Here is a 19,737-nt window from a genome sequence, read left to right as displayed (position 1 = left end):
TGGTGGCCTGTGCAGGGAAGTTGACAAACGGTCGCTGTCCATCGAAAGAATGTGACAACGTTGTTCCCAGCCACTCTCCGACGCCGTGTTCTGCGGCCGTCGCCGCAGGAGCCTTCCTGATGTCAGCCGTCCCCGCTGCAAGCGCACGCCCGAACGTGGCCTCGTCCATCGCCATCGTCGGCGTGCTGTTCTTCCTGATCGGCTTCTTCACCTGGCTCAACGGCCCGTTGATCACCTTCGTCAAACTCGCCTTCGAGCTGAGCGAGGTCGGCGCCTTCCTGGTGCTGATGGTGTTCTACCTGTCCTACTTCTTCCTGGCCCTGCCGGCGTCGTGGATCCTGCGCCGCACCGGCATGAAAAAAGGCCTGAGCCTGAGCCTGCTGGTGATGGCCGGTGGTGCGGCGTTGTTCGGTGAATTCGCCACCCAGCGCTGGTATCCCGGTGCTCTGGGCGGCCTGTTCGTGATCGGTAGCGGCCTTGCGCTGCTGCAGACCGCGATCAACCCGTACATCTCCATCCTCGGCCCGATCGAAACCGCCGCACGGCGCATCGCGATGATGGGCATCTGCAACAAGATCGCCGGCATCCTTGCGCCGATATTGATCGGCACCCTGGTGCTGCATGGCATCGGTGATCTCGACGCTCAGGTGCAGGCCGCCGATGCGGCCACCAAGGCCACGCTGCTCAACCAGTTCGCGGCCAAGATCCACGCGCCGTATCTGGCCATGGCCGGTTTGCTGGTGCTGCTGGCGGTGGCGGTATTGTTCTCGCCGCTGCCCGAAATCAAGGCCTCCGAGGCCAATGCCACACCGGCCGGCGTGCCAGGCAAGGCCGAGCGCAGCAGCATCTTCCAGTTCCCGCATCTGTGGCTGGGCGTGCTCTGCCTGTTCGTCTACGTGGGCGTGGAAGTGATGGCCGGAGATGCCATCGGTACCTACGGTCATGGCTTCGACCTGCCGCTGGACCAGACCAAGATGTTCACCGCGTTCACCCTGTTTGCGATGCTCATCGGCTACGTGGTCGGCCTGGTGTTGATCCCGCGAGTGGTCTCGCAGTCGCGCTACCTGACCGTCTCGGCGGTATTGGGCGTGCTGTTCTGCCTGGGCGCCTTCTTCACCCACGGCTATGTGTCGGTCGCCTTCGTGGCACTGCTGGGCTTTGCCAACGCGATGATGTGGCCGGCGATCTTCCCGCTGGCGATCCGTGGCCTGGGCCGCTTCACCGAAACCGGTTCGGCGCTGCTGGTCATGGGCATCGCCGGCGGCGCGATCATTCCGCAGCTGTTTGCCGTGCTCAAGCAGCACATCGACTTCCAGCTGGTGTTCCTGCTGCTGATGGTGCCCTGCTACCTGTACATCCTGTTCTACTCGGTGGTCGGCCATCGCGTCGGCCTGCCGCAGGACAAGGTCTGATCGGCGATGATGGACGGCAGCCAACCCCAGGAAAAGCCGATGCGCAGAGCGACCATCAAGGACGTTGCCGAAAAGGCCAAGGTCTCGCTGAAGACGGTGTCGCGGGTGATCAACAACGAGCCCTCGGTGATGCAGGCCACCCGTGCGCGGGTGCTGCGTGCCATTGCCGAGCTCGACTACGAACCCGATCCGTCGGCGCGCAACCTGCGCAGCGGCACCACCTTCGTGATCGGGCTGGTGTACGACAACCCGAACCCGTACCACATCATCGGCGTGCAGAACGGCGTGCTCGCGGCCTGCCGCGAAACCGGCTTCGGCCTGCAGATCCATCCGTGCGATTCCAGTTCGCCGCTGCTGGCCGATGAACTGGCCGACTGGGTGCAGCGCTCGCGCCTGGCCGGGCTGGTGCTGACCGCACCGATGTCCGAACGTCGCGACCTGGTCCAGGCGCTCACCGCGCGCGGCATCAAGCTGGTGCGGATCATTGCCGCCACCGAAGATCCGGCCGATGGCGCCTGCGTGTTCGTCGACGACCGCGAAGCCGCCTATGAAATCACCGAGCACCTGATCCAGCTGGGCCACCAGCGCATCGGCTTCCTCTGGGGTGGCACCTCGCACCGTTCTTCGGGCGAACGCTACGCCGGTTACGAGGCCGCGCTGAAGGACTACGGCATGACCGTGGACAAGCATCTGGTGGTGCAGGGCGACTACACCTTCGACGATGGTTTCCGCGGTGCGCGGCGCCTGCTGGCACTGCGCGAACCGCCCACCGCCATCTTCGGTTCCAACGATGAAATCGCCGCCGGCGTGCTGGCCGCAGCGAAGTCGGCCGGCATGAACGTGCCCTACGACCTGTCCATTGCCGGCTTCGAGGACAGTCCGTTCTCGCGCCAGTCGTGGCCGCCGCTGACCACCGCCAAGCAGGCCACCGAAGACATCGCCCGCCATGCCGCGCGCCTGCTGATCGCACAGCTGCGCAGCGATGCCTACGACGATGCGCCGGCGCCGCTGCACAACCAGGGCTTCGTGCCGCAACTGGTGGTGCGCGGCTCGACCGCACCGATGCGTCCTGCCGCCGCGCGCCCCCTTCCTTCCGATCCTTCCTGAGCCTGCCATGTCGCTGTCCGATCCCACCGCCACCCTGATGTTCGCCGAGGCCGCCGAAGCGGCCGAGGTCGTTGCCCGCCAGTTCGCCCGCAACCACGCCGTGATGGAGACGCTGGCAGCCAGCCTGCGCGCTGTGCCGCCGCCGTTCGTGGTGACCTGCGCACGTGGCAGCTCCGACCATGCCGCCACCTACGGCAAGTACCTGCTGGAAACCCAGCTGGGCCTGGTCGTTGCCTCGGCCTCGCCATCGGTGGGCTCGGTCTACGCGGCACCGCTGCAGCTGCGCGGTGCGTTGTTCATTGTCATCTCGCAGTCCGGCAAGAGCCCGGACCTGCTGCGCAATGCTGAAGCGGCCAAGGCCGCTGGCGCGCGCGTGGTGGCGCTGGTCAACGTCGAGGATTCTCCGCTGGCACAACTGGCCGACACGGTCATTCCGCTGCATGCCGGCGTGGAGAAGAGCGTGGCGGCGACCAAGAGCTACCTCGCTTCGTTGTCCGCGCTGCTGCAGCTGACCGCGTACTGGAAGCAGGACAGCGCGCTGCGCAACGCTCTGGACCTGCTGCCCGATGCCATGCGCGAGGCCTGGCAATGCGACTGGAGCGCGGTGACCGATGGCCTGGTGGAGGCCAACAACCTGTTCGTGCTCGGCCGTGGCCTCGGCCTGGGCGCGGCGCAGGAAGCGGCGCTGAAGTTCAAGGAAACCTGCAGCCTGCATGCCGAGGCCTACAGCTCGGCCGAGGTCAAGCATGGTCCGATGGCGCTGGTCGATCGCGGCTTTCCGGTGCTGGCCTTTGCACAGCCCGATGAGACCGGCGCCGGTACCCGTGCCGTGGCTGAAGAGTTCACCGCACGTGGCGCCAAGGTGTGGCTGGCCGGTGCCGGCGGCAACCTGCCGGTCGCTGCCGCGCCGCATCCGCTGTGCGCGCCGCTGTTGACGGTGCAGAGCTTCTATCGCGCGATCAATGCACTGGCGCTGCGCCGTGGCTTCAACCCGGATCTGCCGCCGCATCTGAACAAGGTGACGGAGACGGTGTGATGGCAACCGTCCTGCGCAATGCCCGCATTCTTGCCGGCGATGAGTTCCGCGATGATCTTGCGGTGGTGATCGAAGACGGCCACATCAGCGCGCTGCTGCCCGACGCGGCGCCGCAGCTGGGTACGGCCGACGAGCAGGTGGATCTGGGCGGTGGCTGGCTGCTGCCCGGCTTCATCGATGTACAGGTCAATGGCGGTGGCGGCGCGCTGTTCAACAACACGCCCGACGTCGAGTCGCTGCACACGATTGCCCGTGCGCATCGCCGCTTCGGCACCACGGCGATGCTGCCGACCCTGATCAGTGACGACGTGGTCGTGATGCGCGAGGCGATCGGCGCGATGCGCCAGGCGATCGCACAGGGCGTGCCCGGCGTGATCGGCATCCACCTGGAAGGCCCTTACATCGCACCGGCGCGCAAGGGCACGCACGATGCCAGCAAGTTCCGCGTGCCGGACGAGCAGGAAATCGAACTGGCGTCGTCGCTGGACAACGGCGTGACCCTGCTGACCCTGGCGCCCGAGCGCGTGCCGCTGGAGACCATCCGCGCGCTGGTCGAGCGCGGTGTGATCGTCGCTGCTGGCCACACGGCCGGCACCTATGAAGAGATCCGTGCCGGCCTCGATGCCGGCGTGCGTGGCTTCACCCATCTGTACAACGCGATGTCGCCGCTGCAGGGCCGCGAACCCGGCGCAGTCGGCGCGGCGCTGGAAGATCGCGACAGCTGGATCGGCATCATCGTCGATGGCGTGCACGTGCATCCGGCCAGCCTGCGGGTGGCGCTGGCGGCCAAGCCGCGTGGCCGCCTGCTGCTGGTGACCGACGCGATGCCGCCGGTCGGTGCCGACGATCCGAGCTACGTGCTGTATGGCGAAACCATTACTGCCATCGACGGCGTGGTGCGCAACGCGGCCGGCTCGCTGGCCGGTTCGGCGCTGGACATGGCCACCGCCGTGCGCAACACCGTGCAGTTGCTGCGCCAGCCGCTGGCTGAAGCCGCGCGCATGGCCTCGACCTATCCGGCGCAGTTCCTCAATGTCGATGATCGCCTGGGTTACATCGCCGAGGGCTACCAGGCCGACCTGGTGCTGCTGGACGACGCGCTGCAGGTGCGTGGTACGTGGATCGCCGGCCAGTACGAGGCGGCCTGACGATGAGCAGCGCGCCGCCACACCGGTTGGGCTCGATCGACGCCCTGCGCGGCATGACCGTGGCGGCGATGCTGCTGGTCAACAACCCAGGCGACTGGAGCGCGGTGTTCGCACCGCTGCGCCATTCCGACTGGCACGGTTGTACGCCGACCGATCTGGTGTTCCCGTTCTTCCTGTTCCTTGTTGGCGTGTCGATGGCCTTCAGCGTCGCACCGCGCGCGCTGGATCCGGCCGCACGGCCTGCGCTTGCACGTGGCGTGCTGGAACGCGCGTTGCGCATCGCCGTTGCCGGTGTGCTGCTGCACCTGCTGGTGTGGTGGGCACTGCACACGAACCATTTCCGCATCTGGGGCGTGCTGCAGCGCATTGCGCTGTGCGCGGCCGTGGTGGGCGTGCTGGCGGTGTATGCGCGCCCGCGCGTGCAGGCGGCCGCGCTGGTAGCGCTGCTGGTGGGTTACGCCGCGCTGCTGCTGGGCGTGGGTGACCTGGCGCCGTGGACCAACCCGGCCAGTCGCCTGGATACCACCTTGTTCGCGCCATGGATCTACCAATGGCAGGCCGATACCGGTCTGGGCCATGACCCGGAAGGATTGCTGAGCAGTCTCGGCGCATTGGCCAGCACCGTGCTGGGCCTGCTGGCCGGTGGCCTGCTGCGCAGTGGCCGCGCCGGTGCATTGGCCGCGCTGGGTGCGGTCACCGCCGTGCTTGGCCTGCTGCTGGCAACCGTACTGCCGCTCAACAAGCAGCTGTGGACGCCCAGCTACGTGCTGTGGACCGGTGGCCTGGCCGCGCTGGCATTGTGGCTGGGCCACCTGCTGATCGACCGCAAGGGATGGCCGGCACTGGGCCGGCGCTTCGGCGTCAATGCCATCACCGCCTATCTGGGTGCCTCGGTGATGTCGGTGATCCTGTTGGCCACCGGCGCCTGGGGTTGGGTCTGGCAACAGTTGGCCGCAGCAATGCCACAGGCGCTGGAGCTGGCCTCGATGCTGCAGGCGCTGGCGTTCGTCGCGCTGTGGTGGGGCGTGGCGTGGTGGTTGGACCGACGTCGCATTTATCTGAAGATCTGAGCGCGGCAAACATCGTGGAGAAAGGCCCATCCACGCATGGCGTGGGTCTACTGGGCATGGCCAATCCGTGTGTGGTGTGGCGCCACGGTTCATCCACGCGTGGCGCGGATCCATGGCCCATCCACACGTGGCATGCCCGCTGTAGATCCACGCCATGCGTGGATGTTCCATCCGGGCGATGGGAAATGAATCGGTTCATCGACATGCGGGCTGCGTGACTACTTCCCGGTTTCACAACGAAAGCGTGACCGACTGCCGATAAGTTCACCTATCGAAACCATTCATGGCAGGGCAGACTGCATCAGCAGTGTCGTACAGAGCATCCGCAGTTCCTGATCCCCCGACCCAGGAGTGCTGTATGTACCATGTCGTCCCGCGCGGGTTCCGCCAGCGACACTTGACCGTTTCCCTGCTGCAGATTCTGGCGATGCCCTCGCTGCTTGCCCTGTCCGCCCCTGCCGCCTGGGCCGGGTGCGATACGACGGCTCCCGTGGCCGGGCAGACCGTCACCTGCAGCAGCACCGCCCCCAATCCCGAGACAGCAGCCATCAGCGCCAGTGGCGCGGCAGGCATCACCGTGAATGTTGGCAATGGCGCGCAGCTGCAGCAGGCCGGCGCGGGCAGCGCCGTCTCCCTGCTCGGCGCGGGCGGGCACGTGCTCACCAATCTCGGCACCATCAGCTCGGCGAGCGGTACCGCGGTACAGCTTGGCGGCGGCAGCCGCGTCGACAACACCGGCAGCATCAGTTCCGGCAGCGGTATCGCACTGCAGTTCAGCGGTGCCGGCGACAGCGAGCTGGTCAACCGCGGCACCATTAGTGGCAGCAGCGGCGTGCAGTTCGGTGCCGGCAACGATCGTCTGCAGATGCTGGGCGGCAGCATCAGCGGTGGCGTGCAGCAGGGCGATGGCAACGACGTGCTCCTGCTCAGCGGCGGCACCATCGACAGCCTCGACCAGGGCAATGGCGATGACCAGCTGACCGTCAACGCCGGCACCATCACCGGACTGGTGACGCAGGGCAGTGGCCGCGATGATTTCGTCATGACCGGCGGCACCATCGGCGCCCTGCAGCAGGGCGACAACATCGACACCTTCCGCATGAGCGGTGGCCGCATCGTCGGCGCGTTCGAAGATGGCGACCAGGCGTGGATGACCGGCGGCCGCATCGGCCGCGTCAACATGAAACTGGACAAGAACCTGTGGGACATGTCCGGCGGCACCGTCGACGGTAACGTGGTCACCGGCTTCGACACCGACACCATCATCATCTCCAACGACGCCTACATCGGCGGCAACATCAGCGTCAGTGGCGGCGTCGACAGCGTCACCATCACCGGTGGCACGGTGCGTGGCCAGGTGCTGCTGAGTACCGGCAACGACACCTTCAACTGGAATGGCGGCGGCATTGTCTACGGCGCCATCGACATGGGTCCCGACGATGACGTCGCGACCCTGGGCAATCTCAACCAGGCCAACCTCGGCGCTGTACCGCTGTTCGATGGTGGCACCGGCAGCGATCGCCTCAGCTTCAACAACGTCAAGACCGCTGGTGTCGGGCGCTTCCAGAACTGGGAAGCGATCAGCCTGGCCAGCAGCACCGAGCTCACCTTCGATGGCGACCTGGTGCTGGGCGACAGTGCCACCGGCACCGGCAGCTTGAACGTGGACGAGACCAGCACGCTGTTCGGCGGTGGCGGCAACCATGCGATCCGTCCGTTCGCGGCAGCTGCGCTGGTGAACATGGTCAACGCCGGGCGCGTTGATCTGACCAACAACAGCGGCGCCGGCGATGCCTTCACCATCCGTGGCAACTATCGCGGCGACGGCGGTGGCGTGTACCTGCAGACCGTGCTGGGTGCGGACGACTCAGCCAGCGACCGCCTGGTCTTTGATGGCGGCACCGCCACCGGCAGCACCGGCCTTGGCATCATCAACACCGGTGGCGGAGGAGCGGCCACGCTGGTCGACGGTATCCTGGTGGTGCAGGCGCTGAACGGCGCAACCACCGCGCCAAGCGCGTTCTCGTTGTTCGCACCGGTCTCGGCCGGTGCCTACGAGTATTTCCTGTTCAAGGGCGGCGTCAGCGCCGGCACCGGCGAGAACTGGTACCTGCGTTCGACATTGGCGGCAGGGCCGACGCCCGCGCCGAACGGCGGCGGCGACGTACTCCCGCCGCCACCGCCGACGCCCCCGGTGGCGCCACCGCCGCCGATTCCCCCGGCACCCCCACCGCCGCCAGAGGGCGCCACCGATCCGGACCTGACCGCAGGCGAGACGGCACCGCCGCCACCGCCGCCGGAACCTGCGCCGGTAGCGCCGCCCAGTGATCCACCCGTACCGGACGTGCCGGTGGCCGGTGGCAGCCTGCCCGGCACCGGTTCGCCGCCGCCCAGTGCGGGGGCAAGGCCCGCCGCGCCGAACGAGAACGGCCTGGTGCCGCTCTACCGCCTGGAGACCGCGGCCTACGCCGTGGTGCCACCGCTGCTGCGCGAGACCTCGCTGGCCAGCCTGGGGACCTTCCATGAGCGCCAGGGCGAACAGCGCCTGCTGTACAACCAGGGCGCCTTCCGCACGGCATGGGGACGGCTGGTCGGGCAGAGCAGCGAGATCCACTGGAAAGGCGATGCACGGCCCGGCTTCGATGGTGACGTGATGGGTGTGCAGGCAGGCCTGGATGTGTGGGCTGCCAGCGGTGACAGCCACCGCAACCAGATCGGCGTGTTCGTCGGCCGCACCCGCGCCGATGGCAGGATCACCGGCCTGGCGGTGGGCTGGGACAACGTGTTGGTCGGCCAGAGCCGGTTGGACGACAAGCACGTGGGCCTGTACTGGACGTTGACCGACAGCAGCGGCGGCTACATCGACGCGGTGGCGATGCAGAGCCGCTACGACGGCCGCACGCGCTCCTCGCGCGGGCTGGGCATCGACCTCAAGGGCGATGGCACCACGCTGTCGCTGGAAGCGGGCAAGCCACTGCTGCAGTTCGGGCAGTCAACGTGGTGGCTGGAACCGCAGCTGCAGGTGATCTGGCAGCGCAGTTCACTGGATGACCAGCGTGATCTGGTGTCCACCGTTTCCTTCGACAACGACAACGCCTGGACCGGCCGCGTCGGCCTGCGCCTGGCGGGCGATTACCAGTTGGCCGACAACGGCTGGCAGCCGTACTTCAAGTTGAACTACTGGCATGGCCGTTCGGGCGAGGACCGCATCCTGTTCGACAGCGACGCGATCATCAATTCGCAACGCTCGCGTGCTGTGGAGGCCGGTGTCGGCGTGGTCGGGCGCTTCAACCGCACGATCAGCGCGTATGCCGTGGCCGACTACACCCGCGAGGTGGGTGGCAGCGACAACGGCAAGCGCCGCATCATCGAAGGCAACATCGGCCTGCGCGCGGACTGGTGACGACCTTCGCTTGGGTGGGTGTCGACCTTGGTCGACACGAATCCAACCGACGCCATGACCCGCTCTGGTGGGTGCCGACCCAGGTCGGCACGAATCCCCCCGGCGCCATGATCCGCTCTGGTAGGTGTCGACCTCGGTCGACACGAATCCCTCCAGCGCCATGACCCGCTCTGGTAGGTGTCGACCTCGGTCGACACGCCCTGGCTACCAATCAAGCAATCCCAACGCCGCTGCATCACAACGGCGAACGCCCCAGCAACGCGCCCGCGTGATCGGCCAGCAGCTGCACCGCGTGCAACAGCCCTTCCTCCGTCAGCGGCGGGCACTGCGCTTCCGCGTCGTCCAGTTCACGCGCCGCCTGCGTCGCCAGCAGCACACCTCCCAGCGCCGACAACGCCAGCAGGCAGCGCGTGGTGCAGGCCAGATCGCGCGCCCGCGCCGGCGTGATGCGCAGTTCCGTCCACGGCTCGCCGTCAGCGGCGTGGCAGTGCGTGACGTCGCGCAGCCGCTTGAAGAAGGCGGGCGTGGGAGCAGCTTCATCGGCTTCGGTCAGCGCGTCTTCCAACGCTTCGGCAGTGGCATTGGGCAGCTGCAGGTCGGGCAGGGCATCGCCCAGCAATGTGTGCAGGCGCGGATAGGTGGGGTAGAGCGTGGTCATGGCAACAACCTCACAGGGCTGGGCCACCTGCGGAATGCAAGGTGGCGGGCGGTGCGGGTTGGCGTGCCGGTGAAGCTTTCCAGAGGAAATGAAGCCGGCGGATCCGGAAGATCCCCTCGCACCGCCCGCCGCAGAACGACGGACGGTGCATTGTTCGGTCCTGCAACGTCGTTGCAAGCCCGCCTCTGAAAAGCTTCATTCGGGACGCCAATCCCGGCCAACACAGAACGCGCTGGCATAAGGAATTTCACACGCTGGCCGGCCTGTTGGAATGAGTGAAGTTGCAGATTTCCGGAGGGTGCATGTCGTGCCAGAAACGACGCGTTGCGTGATAGCGCCAGGCCATTGGACACAGTTATCCTTCCCGTTCACTACATGACACGGAGTCGTCAATGCTGAAGTACAGGGATGCGCGCGTAGCCATGCTCGGCATGCTTCTGATTCCATCCGCTGCCGGAGCGGCGGAAGCTGCGGTCGAACTGCCTACGCCTGAAGCACGTGACCAGATGTTGGAACTGCTGGAAACGCAGTCGCTGTATCGCGACCGCGTGGATTGGAGCGAGGTGCGCATGCAGCTGGCCGCCGCTGGCAGTGACCGCGTTCTGCAACGCCGTTTGCTGGATGAGGCGGCTGCACGCAGCAGCGGAGGGCATGGGCGATGGATCTCGCCCGGCGAGCAGCACCAACGTTCCCAGCGCGCCCAGCGTTTGAACGGGGGCCAGAGCGCTGCCTTGTCCGCGCCTCGGCAGGACAACCCACGCATCGGCATATTGCAGGTGAGCCCCTTCGTTGAGGATCTGCGAAAGAGCGAGCAGGAGCGCTATACGGCGCGCAAGGCGTACGCGCTGGCGCTGCAGCAGCGCATCGCCACCTTGGATGATGGTGCACGGTGCGGTTGGGTGGTGGATGTAAGCAGCAATGGCGGCGGCAATATGTGGCCCATGCTGTTGGGACTGTTGCCGTTGCTGCATGGAACCACGGATCCCGAGGGAGGTGTGATTGGTGGGTTCCGCAGTGCTGGCGGCCTGCAGCCCTGGCGGCAGGGGGAGGGAGCGGTGACGGCCGGCGGCAATGGCTCGCTGCGCTCGCGTCAGGCCACCTACACGTTGCGGGTGTCGCCCGCACCTGTCGCGGTCGTGATGGGTGCAGGCACGGCCAGTTCCGGCGAGGCCGTGGCGCTGGCGTTCCGCGGTCAGCCGGGCAGCCGCAGTTTCGGCCAGCCCAGCGCGGGCCTTTCCACCGGCAACCGCCCGGTTCCTCTGGTAGATGGCTCGATGCTTGTGCTGACAGGGAATGTGATGACCGACCGCAGTGGACAGGGCGATGGCGCCAAGCTGCAGCCCGACCAGATCACGCCCAGTGGCCCTTCCACCCTGCTGGCCGCAGAAACATGGTTGCTCGCCCAGCCGGCCTGCAAGGACGGCTGAGCCATGCTGCTGATCGGCCAACACGAGCGGGTGCTGATTGTCGGCCCTACCGAATCCCACCACTGCCTGCGCTGCCAGACCGAAACCGAATTCGCCCCGCAACTGCGCTACAGGATGGCGCGCATCGACCTGCTGTTCGGCTTCGTCTACCAGCGCCGCTACGAGCTGGCCTGCACCGGCTGCGAACATGGCTGGGTGCTGGATACCGAAAGCATGGACCAGCAGCTGGGCGGGGTGCCGATCCCGTTCCGGCACCGCTTTGGGCTGCCGGTGATGCTGGTGATAGTGGCCGGGCTGGCGGTGGCGGGGTGGATGTGGCGGCATGGACACGGTGGGGGCTGACCGTATAACTGAAGTGCTGCGTGCGGCTTATGATCTGGTTGGCGCTTGTACTGCGGAGTTTCCATGAACATTCGTCCTGTTCGCACAGAAGTCGACTACCAGAACGCGTTGCGCGAGCTGGAGGCCTATTTCGAGAACGAACCTGCGCTGGATAGCGAAGAGGGAGATCGTTTCGAGATTCTCGCCACCTTGGTGGAGGCCTACGAAGCGAAGCACTACCCGATCGAGCTGCCGGACCCGATCGAAGCGATCCGCTTCCGCATGGAGCAGGGCGGTCTGACCGTCAAGGATCTGGTGCCCTCGATTGGTCAGCTCAACCGCGTATACGAGGTATTGAATCGCAAGCGCGGATTGACTCTGGAGATGATCCGCAATCTGCACCGCAACCTGGGCATTCCGGCGGAAAGCCTGATCGGCCGCTGAGGTCGATTCCGCTGTGGAACGGGGTGTACGTAGGCTGATGCCGGGCCTGCTAAAGTTGCAGCCAGCTACCACGTACCGGAACCGACCATGGACCACGAAACGCCGTTCGAACCCGCCAACGACCTGGAAGTGCGCCTGCTGCAGGCCCAGGACGGAACCCTCACGGCTTCGCAGTTCCTCGACGGCCTGCTGACCGCGCCGGTGTTCGTGCTGCTGGACAAGGCCATCGGTGAAGACGGCGCCTGGGACGAGAGCATTTCGCCGCTGGTGCTGACCAGCGAAAGCGGCGAGCCGATGTTTGCGGTGTTCACCGCGCCCGAGCGCGCGGAGATCTGGCACGAGCAGCTGCCGCAGTTTGCCCACGCCATGCCCATCGCGGTGCATGCACTGCTGTCGGGCATCGGCGAGGGCGTCGGCCTGGTGCTGAACCCCGGCCTGGACGTGGGCATGGAGATGATTCCCGATGCCGTGGCGCAGCTGAAAGAGCGCGCTGCGGCGATCACCCGCGGGATGGCGCACTGATAGCGCTGAGGTTGCCGGCCAGCGGCCGGCACTACTAGGTGCTTCAGCGGGCGGCGGCGATCGCCCGTACACGCGCCTTGGCCAGCGCCTCACCAATGGCCGGGCCTTTGAGGTGTGTGGTGTCCAGGTCACGCGCCTGCACTGACAGCGCCGCCCGGTGCAGGCGCTTCAGCGTCTCGCCCTGCGGGTAGTCGCTGTCCTCGAAACCGAGCCGGCCACGCTTGTCGGCCTCGCAGCACAGCGCGATGCGTGCCACCCGCTCCGGCCGGCGCAACGCATCGCAGCGGCCCAGCAGTTCCAGCACGGTGGCATCGCGCAGTTCGTCGATGCGATGCACGTTCAGATGCTCGCGGCAGACGGCCTCGGCCAGTTGCTGGTGCTCGGTCGGAATCTTCAGGCGCGCGCACAGTGCTTTCAGCGGTTTGATGCCGCGCTGCTCGTGCATGATGTGGCGCGGCCATTCCTCGGCTGGGGTCAGGCCCTTGCCGAGGTCGTGGGTCAGTGCGGCGAAGCCGACCAGGTCATCACCGGGCGCCAGCGTCGCCGCCATGTCGCTGACCATTTCCTGGTGGATGCCGGTGTCGACTTCCGGATGGAATTCCGCGCGCTGCGGTACGCCGTACAGCGCTTCCAGCTCCGGCAGTATCGGGCCAAGCGCGTGCGCGTCGTGCAGGGTGCGCAGGAACGCCGATGGGCGCTCGCACACAAGTGCCTTGCGCAGTTCCTGCCACACACGTTCCGGTACCAGCGCGTCGAGCTCGCCACTGGCGGCCACCTCGCGCATCAGCGCCATGGTTTCCGGCGCGACGGTAAAACCGAGCGAGGCGAAGCGGGCCATGAAGCGCGCCGCACGCAGGACGCGTAGCGGGTCTTCAACGAATGCAGGACCGACATGGCGCAGCACGCGCTGCTCGATGTCGCGCGCGCCGCCATAGGGATCGACCAGCGTGCCGCTGTCTTCATCGCAGGCGATGGCATTGATGGTGAAGTCGCGGCGCTGCAGGTCTTCTTCCAGCGTCACCGCCGGATCGGCATCAACGACGAAGCCGCGGTAGCCACGGCCGGATTTGCGTTCGGTGCGGGCCAGCGCGTATTCCTCGCCGGTCTTCGGGTGCAGGAAGACGGGAAAATCACGGCCCACGGCGGTGAAGCCCTGCGCTTCCATCTGCGCGGGCGTGGCGCCGACGACGACCCAGTCACGGTCGCCGGCAGGGCGCTGCAACAGGCGGTCGCGCACGGCGCCGCCGACAAGATAGATCTTCATGGGGGGATGATGGCACGGTAGCGCCGGGCCGTGCCCGGCCGAACACATGGCGTTCGCCGGGCATGGCCCGGCGCTACCGATACAACGTGATCAATCGCCGCCCTGGTCGGCGTTGGCGGCGCAGGTGAAGGCCTTGCGCTTGTCCACCAGGCGGCCCATCAGGCGGTCGCTCAGCGGCAATGCGTCGCCATTGAGTCGCCAGTCGTAGATCACGCTGAAGGCCAGCACGCGGGCGACATACTCGCGCGTTTCCTTGTAGCTGATGGTCTCGATCCACAGGTCCGGATCGAAGCCCGGGCGCTGGGTCTGCCAGCGTGCGGTCGGCGTCGGGCCCGCGTTGTAGGCGGCGATGGTCACGTAGGGCAGGCCGTCGTACTTGTTCATCAACTGCCGCAGGTACGCGGTGCCGATGGCGATGTTGGTATCCGGGTCGTACAGGCTGTCAGCGCCGCCGTAGCCGGTCAGGCCGATGGACCTGGCCACGCCGGCGCCGGTCGCCGGCAGTACCTGCATCAGGCCCATCGCATTGGCAGGCGAACGCGCGCGCGGGGTGAAAGTGCTTTCGGCGCGGATCTCGGCGGCCACCCAGGCCGGGTCGATGGCATTGCGTGCCGATTCACGGCGGATCGTGGCGTCGTGGTGCAGCGGGAAGCGCAGGTCGTACAGGCGTTGCTCCTGCGGCTGCTTGCCGAGCGCGAACACCGCGCGGTCGAACCAACCGTTGTCCTGCGCTACGCGCACGGCGAGGCGACGCTGGGTGTCATCGAAGCGCGACAGCGCATTGTTCCATTCGGCCACCGCCCAGCCGGCGCGGTCGATCTGGTACAGCGCCATCGCCCGCTGGATGGCCGGATCGCGGGCCACCGCGGCCTGCGCCTGTGCGCTGTCGTTGGGCTTCCACGGGCACAGCGTGTAGGGCTGCTGCAGCTTGTCCGCAGCGAGGAAGCCATGGAAGGTCGGTGCGCGCGCGGCTTCGCGGAACAACGGCTGCGCCTGCTGTGCCTGGCCGGTCTTTTCCAGCATGCGGCCTTCGAAATAGCGCCAGCGCGAATCGTTGCGCTGGGTCGGGCCCATCTTGCGGATCGCTGCCAGCGTCGCCGGCCAATCGCCGCGCGACATCGCTTCGCGTGCGCGCCATTCGTGCAGGCGTTCGTCGTAGGCCGCATCGGGCACGGCATTCAAACGGCGAGCCGAGTCGGGCAGGTACGACGCCACCGTCCACAGGGCGATCTGGTAACGCACCTGGCCCTGCTGTTCGGCGCTCAGGCCCAGCGCCTGCGCGTACTGCGGCAGCTGCTGTTCGGTAGCATCCGGGTCGGCCTTGGCCAGCTTGGCCAGGCCGTCGGTGGCGATGCGCCGGCTGCGCTCGTTGCGCGGCCAGTTCAGGGCGCTGGCATTGGGCTTGTCGACGAAGGTCGCGTAGGTGTTGGCCAGGGCAAGATCACTGGCCGGCAGGCCGCGCGCGGCCGAACGCATCACCGCCGGCTGCTGTGCATCGGCAGCGGCATCGATGCGTTCCCAGCGCAGCGCATCGCTCATGCCACCCTGCGCCTGCAGCACGGCGAACACGGCGTCGCAGGCATCGGGCAACGACTTGCCGTTCTTGCGCCACAGATCCTGGGCTTCACCGATCCACTGCGGGTCCAGCTTGCCGGTGGCCTGGCGCGCTGTCAGCTGCGCACAGCGCAGGCCGAGGTTGTCGGTGGGAGCCCAGTTGGCCAGCAGCGTCGGCCAGTCCTGGCGGCGCGCTACAGAGGGCAGCCAGGCGCTGCGGAAGCTGTTGGCCACGGCCTGGCCCTGGTAGCGCTTGAGGAAGGCCTGTGCCTGCGCCGTATCGACGGTGTCGATGTTGCGCCGCAGGTTGGCGAACTCCAGCCAGCCATACGCGGGATGGCGGCTTAGCGCGGCGGCCTGGCCGGGATCGAACTGGCCACGTTCGGCGGCGGCGATGGCGGCCTTCAGCTGGGCGTTCTGGGCATCGAGGGACTGGGCACTCGCGCAGCCGATCAGCAGCGTGGTGGCCAGCGGGAGCAGGGACAGGGCGGTCGAAGATCGTCGGGTCATGGCGACCAGCATAGCGGGCAGTGGCTGAATTCAGTTTCGCATCGTGTACACGGCCGAAGATGGCAACGACAGCTGAATGACGGCGGGATCCGCACTGCCGCGAAGGCGGTTGTCCGGCGTAGGTTTGGGCTGGGGCGACCGGCCCTGCTGCAGGGAGCGGCACATGGCATTCAGTAGCGCAGGAAGAAGCGGCCCGCTGGCGGACATCAACGTCACGCCACTGGTGGATGTAATGCTGGTGTTGTTGATCATCTTCATCGTGACCGCGCCGATGTTGTCGCGGCCGATCAACGTGCAGTTGCCGCAGGCCACCGATCGCGTGGTGGATCGCCCCGAACCGCCACCGCCGATCGAGCTGCGCCTCGATGCGTCCAGCCAGTTGAGCTGGGACGGGCAGCCGATGGCCATCGGTGATCTGCAGTCGCGCCTGCAGGCGCAGGCCAGCGAGCATGCCGGCAACCTGCCGGAGCTGCGCATCAGCACCGATCCGTCGGCCGAGTACGACGGTATGGCCAAGATCCTGGCCGCCGCCGAAGCCACCGGCATGCAACGCATCGCGTTCGTGCAGTGAGCGATTCATCGGTGCGGCCTTCCCAAGGGAAGGCCGCACGTGTACCGGTAGCGCCGGGTCATACCCGGCGGCAGACCTGCGATGTGCGCCGGGCTTGGCAGAGACCTCTTCGACAATTCGCCGGGCATGGCCCGGCGCTACCGTGACCCCGGGGGGAATGACCCAGCGCTACGGCGATGTTGTCGTACGCGCATTCCGGTGAATACGTAAGCAAATGACGTTATCTGCTTTCAGAATCGTCAAATTCGCGTGAAAGAGTGTCGGGCATCACGCCGCGATGTTTAACGCTTGTTTACAAAGGAGACGCTGCCGCCATGCAGGGGGGAGCGCGGCAGTCCATGTCCCGACATTCCTTTGGAGAGAGAGCGAATGAATTACCTGCATCACCGCCCCTTGGCGGTTGCCGTCGCGCTGTGCGTGACCGCACTGGCCCCGTTGGGGGCTGCTGCCCAATCGGCCACCACCGACCTGGATCGCGTCGAAGTCACAGGTACCCGCATCAAGCGCGCTGAAGTGGAAGGCCAGGTGCCGGTCCAGACGCTCAACCGCGCCGACATCGAACGCACCGGTCTGACCTCGATCGGTGAAGTGCTGCAACAGCTCACCGGCTCGGGCTCGGCACTCAATGCCAAGTTCAATTCCTCGGGCAACTTCGGTTTCCCACCCGACGGCAGCGGCGTCGGCGCGGGTTCGGCGCAGGTGGACCTTCGCCATCTCGGTGCCAAGCGTGTACTGGTGCTGGTCGATGGCATCCGCTGGGTCAATGAATCCTCGGCCTCGGGCGTGGGCTCGGCCACCGATCTCAACACCATCCCGCTGGCGATCGTTGAGCGCATCGAAGTGCTGGAAGACGGCGCATCGTCGCTGTACGGCTCCGATGCCATCGCCGGCGTGGTCAACATCATCACCCGCCGCGATTTCGATGGTGGCCAGGTGACGATGAACTACGGCCAGTACGGCAAGGGCGATGGCACGCAGAAGGGCGTGGACCTGGCCTGGGGCAAGAGCGGCGACCGTTACAGCCTGTTCCTGGGCGCAAGCTGGACCAAGCAGGACCCGGTGTATGCGAAGGACCGCGAGCAGTCGCGCTTCCCTATCCCCGGCACCGGCCTGGCCTTCGGCAGCGGCGGCATTCCGCAGGGGCGCTTCGCCTTCGTCGATCCCAACACCGGTGCCGAACAGGACATCGTGCCCAACACCGGCGTGAGCAGCCCGCGTTACGACGGCAGCGCCGGCTGCAACCGCACCGACGACTACCACTGCTTCACCAGCGCCGACCGCTTCAACTTCGCCGAATACAACATGGTGCTGACACCGTCGGAGCGTAAGGGCCTGTTCGGCCAGTTCCGGTTCGACATCACCGACAACGTGCAGTGGTACGTCAAGGCACTGGGCAACCGCCGCGAGTCGACCAACCAGGCCGGCCCGGAGCCGCTGTTCTTCGGCCCTGATGGTGCCACCGGCAATCCGCTGGCCGACAACATCGTGGTCTCGGCACTGAACCCGTACAACCCGTTCGGCTTCGACCTGGTGTCGTCGGGCAACATGAGCCTGATCGGCCGCCGTCCGGTGGAAGGCGGCGCGCGCGTATTCGAACAGCAGGTGGACACCACGTACTTCGCCACCGGCCTGGTCGGCAACTTCCAGGCCGCTGACCGCAGCTGGTACTGGGACGTCAACGGCATGTACAGCAAGAACAAGGCCGAGCAGACCAACTACGGCAGCTACAACATCTACAACGTCAACATGGCGCTGGGCGATCCTGCGGTGTGCGCGGCCACGCCGGGCTGCGTACCGCTGAACATCTTCGGTGGCGCCGGTTCGATCACCCCGGACATGCTGCGCTGGATCCAGCCGGTGGTGCGCGACCGCAGCCAGAACGAGCTGAGCCTGTTCACCGCCAACCTGTCCAGCGATCTGTTCACCCTGCCGGCCGGCCCGGTGTCCTTCGCCACCGGCCTCGAACACCGCAAGTACAAAGGTTCGTACCAGCCTGACCCGCTGACGGTGATCGGCCACTACAACGGCGTACCGTCGCAGCCGACGTCCGGCTCCTACGACGTCAACGAAGCGTACCTGGAGCTGAGCGTGCCGATCTTCGCCGACTCGGCACTGGGCAAGAAGCTGGACCTGAGCCTGGCTGGCCGCTACTCGGATTACTCGACCTTCGGTGGCGAGTTCACGCCCAAGTACGGCCTGCGCTGGCAGGTGACCGATGACTTCGTGCTGCGTACCACCTATGCCGAAGGCTTCCGCGCACCGTCGATCGGCGAGCTGTACGGTTCGGCCGCGCGCGCGGATCTGCAGTTGTTCGATCCCTGCTCGGTGGGCCTGGGTGGCACACCGCCGCGTGGCAGTGCGGCCAACTGCGCGTCGCTGGGCGTGCCGACCGGCTTCCAGCAGGCCAACTCGCAGATCTCGGTGACCACCGGCGGCAACCGCGAGCTGGAGCCGGAGCGGTCGCGCAGCTTCAGTGCCGGTTTCGTGTGGAGCCCCTGGTTCGGCAACGATGCATCGTGGTCGGAGCGCTTCGACGTGGAAGTGACGTTCTACCGCCACAACATCGATGGCGCGATCCAGGCGATCAACGCGCAGACCCAGCTGGACCTGTGCGTGGATACCCTGGACCCGATCTACTGCGACGGCATCACCCGTGCCAGCACCGGTGCGGTCAGCAGCTTCAACAACCGCCTGACCAACCTGGGTTCGATCAAGACCGACGGCTGGGATGTGGACCTGTTCTGGACCCTGCCGCAGAGCTCGATCGGCCAGTTCAAGCTGGGCTGGAAGAACACGTTCGTCGGTCGCTACGAGGCCACCGGTGCGGCCGGCCAGCGGCAGCCACAGAAGCCCGGCGTGGAAGTGGCTGACAGTTCGATTCCGGAGTGGACCAGCAACGCCAGCATCGGCTGGACGCTGGACAACTGGAGCGCCAACTGGACGGTACGCCACATTTCCGAACTGACCGAAGACTGCGGTGACGCCGTGGCGTTCCCGGTGTGCAGCAACCAGGCCGCCGGCACCAACACGCTGTCGGCCACCACCTTCCATGACATGCAGGTGGGCTACAAGATCGACTGGATGAAGGGCCTGCAGCTGACGGCGGGCCTGAACAACGTGTTCGACAAGGACCCGCCGATCTGCCTGTCGTGTTCGTTGAACGGCTATGACGCCTCGACCTACGACATCCCGCGTGGCCGTTACTGGTACCTGCGCGCGGACCTGCGGTTCTGATGTGGGTACAGCAGCGCCGGAGAGATCCCGGCGCTGCTGTTGCCGCGGTAGCGCCG

The 19,737-nt window shown here is 66.6% G+C and carries 15 protein-coding genes; 12 read left to right on the top strand and 3 right to left on the bottom strand.

Annotation, left to right across the window (positions count from 1 at the left end):
• The first annotated feature begins 119 nt into the window (after window positions 1–119).
• The 6 genes from CR918_RS15885 to CR918_RS15860 all read left to right on the top strand — a co-directional run bounded on the left by CR918_RS15885 (window position 120) and on the right by CR918_RS15860 (window position 9,176).
• Window positions 120–1,412: a sugar MFS transporter gene (locus CR918_RS15885; protein ID WP_025878685.1), complete on the top strand. Its 1,293-nt coding sequence runs from the start codon at window positions 120–122 to the stop codon at window positions 1,410–1,412.
• A gap of 39 nt (window positions 1,413–1,451) precedes the next feature.
• Window positions 1,452–2,519 carry a LacI family DNA-binding transcriptional regulator gene (locus tag CR918_RS15880; RefSeq protein ID WP_025878684.1) on the top strand — a complete coding sequence of 356 codons (1,068 nt, stop codon included), beginning with the start codon at window positions 1,452–1,454 and terminating at the stop codon, window positions 2,517–2,519.
• 7 nt (window positions 2,520–2,526) lie between these two features.
• Window positions 2,527–3,555, top strand: coding sequence for an SIS domain-containing protein (locus CR918_RS15875; protein WP_099843683.1), 1,029 nt, complete (start codon window positions 2,527–2,529; stop codon window positions 3,553–3,555).
• A complete protein-coding gene (gene nagA / locus CR918_RS15870; protein ID WP_099785414.1) occupies window positions 3,555–4,703 on the top strand; it encodes an N-acetylglucosamine-6-phosphate deacetylase in 1,149 nt (382 codons plus the stop codon). The genes CR918_RS15875 and nagA overlap by 1 nt, the downstream gene beginning before the upstream one ends.
• 2 nt (window positions 4,704–4,705) lie before the next feature.
• Window positions 4,706–5,773 (top strand): acyltransferase family protein, encoded by a 1,068-nt coding sequence (locus tag CR918_RS15865; protein ID WP_099843681.1) that lies wholly within the window; start codon window positions 4,706–4,708, stop codon window positions 5,771–5,773.
• Between the two features lie 358 nt (window positions 5,774–6,131).
• The gene (locus CR918_RS15860; protein ID WP_099843679.1) at window positions 6,132–9,176 is read left to right on the top strand and encodes an autotransporter family protein; all 3,045 of its coding nucleotides are present in this window, start codon (window positions 6,132–6,134) and stop codon (window positions 9,174–9,176) included.
• A 235-nt stretch (window positions 9,177–9,411) separates the two neighbouring features.
• Here CR918_RS15860 and CR918_RS15855 read toward each other — a convergent pair whose 3' ends face one another.
• A complete protein-coding gene (locus CR918_RS15855; protein WP_099843677.1) occupies window positions 9,412–9,834 on the bottom strand; it encodes a hypothetical protein in 423 nt (140 codons plus the stop codon).
• 392 nt (window positions 9,835–10,226) lie between these two features.
• On the opposite strand from CR918_RS15855, the gene CR918_RS15850 reads away from it, so the two are divergent.
• The 4 genes from CR918_RS15850 to CR918_RS15835 all read left to right on the top strand — a co-directional run bounded on the left by CR918_RS15850 (window position 10,227) and on the right by CR918_RS15835 (window position 12,548).
• The gene (locus CR918_RS15850) at window positions 10,227–11,261 is read left to right on the top strand and encodes a S41 family peptidase (protein ID WP_099843675.1); all 1,035 of its coding nucleotides are present in this window, start codon (window positions 10,227–10,229) and stop codon (window positions 11,259–11,261) included.
• 3 nt (window positions 11,262–11,264) lie between these two features.
• Window positions 11,265–11,603: a hypothetical protein gene (locus CR918_RS15845; RefSeq protein WP_088100945.1), complete on the top strand. Its 339-nt coding sequence runs from the start codon at window positions 11,265–11,267 to the stop codon at window positions 11,601–11,603.
• Window positions 11,604–11,666: 63 nt separating this feature from the next.
• The gene (locus CR918_RS15840; RefSeq protein WP_033832006.1) at window positions 11,667–12,026 is read left to right on the top strand and encodes a helix-turn-helix domain-containing protein; all 360 of its coding nucleotides are present in this window, start codon (window positions 11,667–11,669) and stop codon (window positions 12,024–12,026) included.
• A gap of 87 nt (window positions 12,027–12,113) precedes the next feature.
• Window positions 12,114–12,548, top strand: coding sequence for an SseB family protein (locus CR918_RS15835; protein ID WP_059065110.1), 435 nt, complete (start codon window positions 12,114–12,116; stop codon window positions 12,546–12,548).
• 43 nt (window positions 12,549–12,591) lie between these two features.
• Here the strand turns inward: CR918_RS15835 and CR918_RS15830 are convergent, their stop codons facing one another.
• Both CR918_RS15830 and CR918_RS15825 read right to left on the bottom strand, forming a co-directional pair.
• Complete coding sequence (locus CR918_RS15830; protein ID WP_099843673.1) at window positions 12,592–13,812, bottom strand: multifunctional CCA addition/repair protein; 1,221 nt, start codon at window positions 13,810–13,812, stop codon at window positions 12,592–12,594.
• A gap of 90 nt (window positions 13,813–13,902) precedes the next feature.
• The gene (locus tag CR918_RS15825; protein WP_099843671.1) at window positions 13,903–15,888 is read right to left on the bottom strand and encodes a transglycosylase SLT domain-containing protein; all 1,986 of its coding nucleotides are present in this window, start codon (window positions 15,886–15,888) and stop codon (window positions 13,903–13,905) included.
• A 151-nt stretch (window positions 15,889–16,039) separates the two neighbouring features.
• On the opposite strand from CR918_RS15825, the gene CR918_RS15820 reads away from it, so the two are divergent.
• Together CR918_RS15820 and CR918_RS15815 are read left to right on the top strand one after the other, a co-directional pair.
• Window positions 16,040–16,447 carry an ExbD/TolR family protein gene (locus CR918_RS15820; RefSeq protein ID WP_025878672.1) on the top strand — a complete coding sequence of 136 codons (408 nt, stop codon included), beginning with the start codon at window positions 16,040–16,042 and terminating at the stop codon, window positions 16,445–16,447.
• Window positions 16,448–16,816: 369 nt separating this feature from the next.
• Complete coding sequence (locus CR918_RS15815) at window positions 16,817–19,681, top strand: TonB-dependent receptor plug domain-containing protein (protein ID WP_059065107.1); 2,865 nt, start codon at window positions 16,817–16,819, stop codon at window positions 19,679–19,681.
• The last annotated feature ends 56 nt before the right edge of the window (window positions 19,682–19,737 follow it).

This window comes from Stenotrophomonas indicatrix (assembly GCF_002750975.1).
Classification (GTDB): Bacteria; Pseudomonadota; Gammaproteobacteria; order Xanthomonadales; family Xanthomonadaceae; genus Stenotrophomonas; species Stenotrophomonas indicatrix.
The sequence above is the reverse complement of the archived record's forward strand: the minus strand, read 5'-3'. Positions and strand labels throughout refer to the sequence as shown.

Coding starts and splice junctions, on each gene's coding strand:
- CR918_RS15835 (WP_059065110.1), top strand. CDS start 12,114: ATGGACCACGAAACGCCGTTCGAACCCGCCAACGACCTGGAAGTGCGC.
- CR918_RS15840 (WP_033832006.1), top strand. CDS start 11,667: ATGAACATTCGTCCTGTTCGCACAGAAGTCGACTACCAGAACGCGTTG.
- CR918_RS15825 (WP_099843671.1), bottom strand. CDS start 15,888: ATGCTGGTCGCCATGACCCGACGATCTTCGACCGCCCTGTCCCTGCTC.
- nagA (WP_099785414.1), top strand. CDS start 3,555: ATGGCAACCGTCCTGCGCAATGCCCGCATTCTTGCCGGCGATGAGTTC.
- CR918_RS15820 (WP_025878672.1), top strand. CDS start 16,040: ATGGCATTCAGTAGCGCAGGAAGAAGCGGCCCGCTGGCGGACATCAAC.
- CR918_RS15845 (WP_088100945.1), top strand. CDS start 11,265: ATGCTGCTGATCGGCCAACACGAGCGGGTGCTGATTGTCGGCCCTACC.
- CR918_RS15830 (WP_099843673.1), bottom strand. CDS start 13,812: ATGAAGATCTATCTTGTCGGCGGCGCCGTGCGCGACCGCCTGTTGCAG.
- CR918_RS15855 (WP_099843677.1), bottom strand. CDS start 9,834: ATGACCACGCTCTACCCCACCTATCCGCGCCTGCACACATTGCTGGGC.
- CR918_RS15850 (WP_099843675.1), top strand. CDS start 10,227: ATGCTGAAGTACAGGGATGCGCGCGTAGCCATGCTCGGCATGCTTCTG.
- CR918_RS15865 (WP_099843681.1), top strand. CDS start 4,706: ATGAGCAGCGCGCCGCCACACCGGTTGGGCTCGATCGACGCCCTGCGC.
- CR918_RS15875 (WP_099843683.1), top strand. CDS start 2,527: ATGTCGCTGTCCGATCCCACCGCCACCCTGATGTTCGCCGAGGCCGCC.
- CR918_RS15885 (WP_025878685.1), top strand. CDS start 120: ATGTCAGCCGTCCCCGCTGCAAGCGCACGCCCGAACGTGGCCTCGTCC.
- CR918_RS15815 (WP_059065107.1), top strand. CDS start 16,817: ATGAATTACCTGCATCACCGCCCCTTGGCGGTTGCCGTCGCGCTGTGC.
- CR918_RS15860 (WP_099843679.1), top strand. CDS start 6,132: ATGTACCATGTCGTCCCGCGCGGGTTCCGCCAGCGACACTTGACCGTT.
- CR918_RS15880 (WP_025878684.1), top strand. CDS start 1,452: ATGCGCAGAGCGACCATCAAGGACGTTGCCGAAAAGGCCAAGGTCTCG.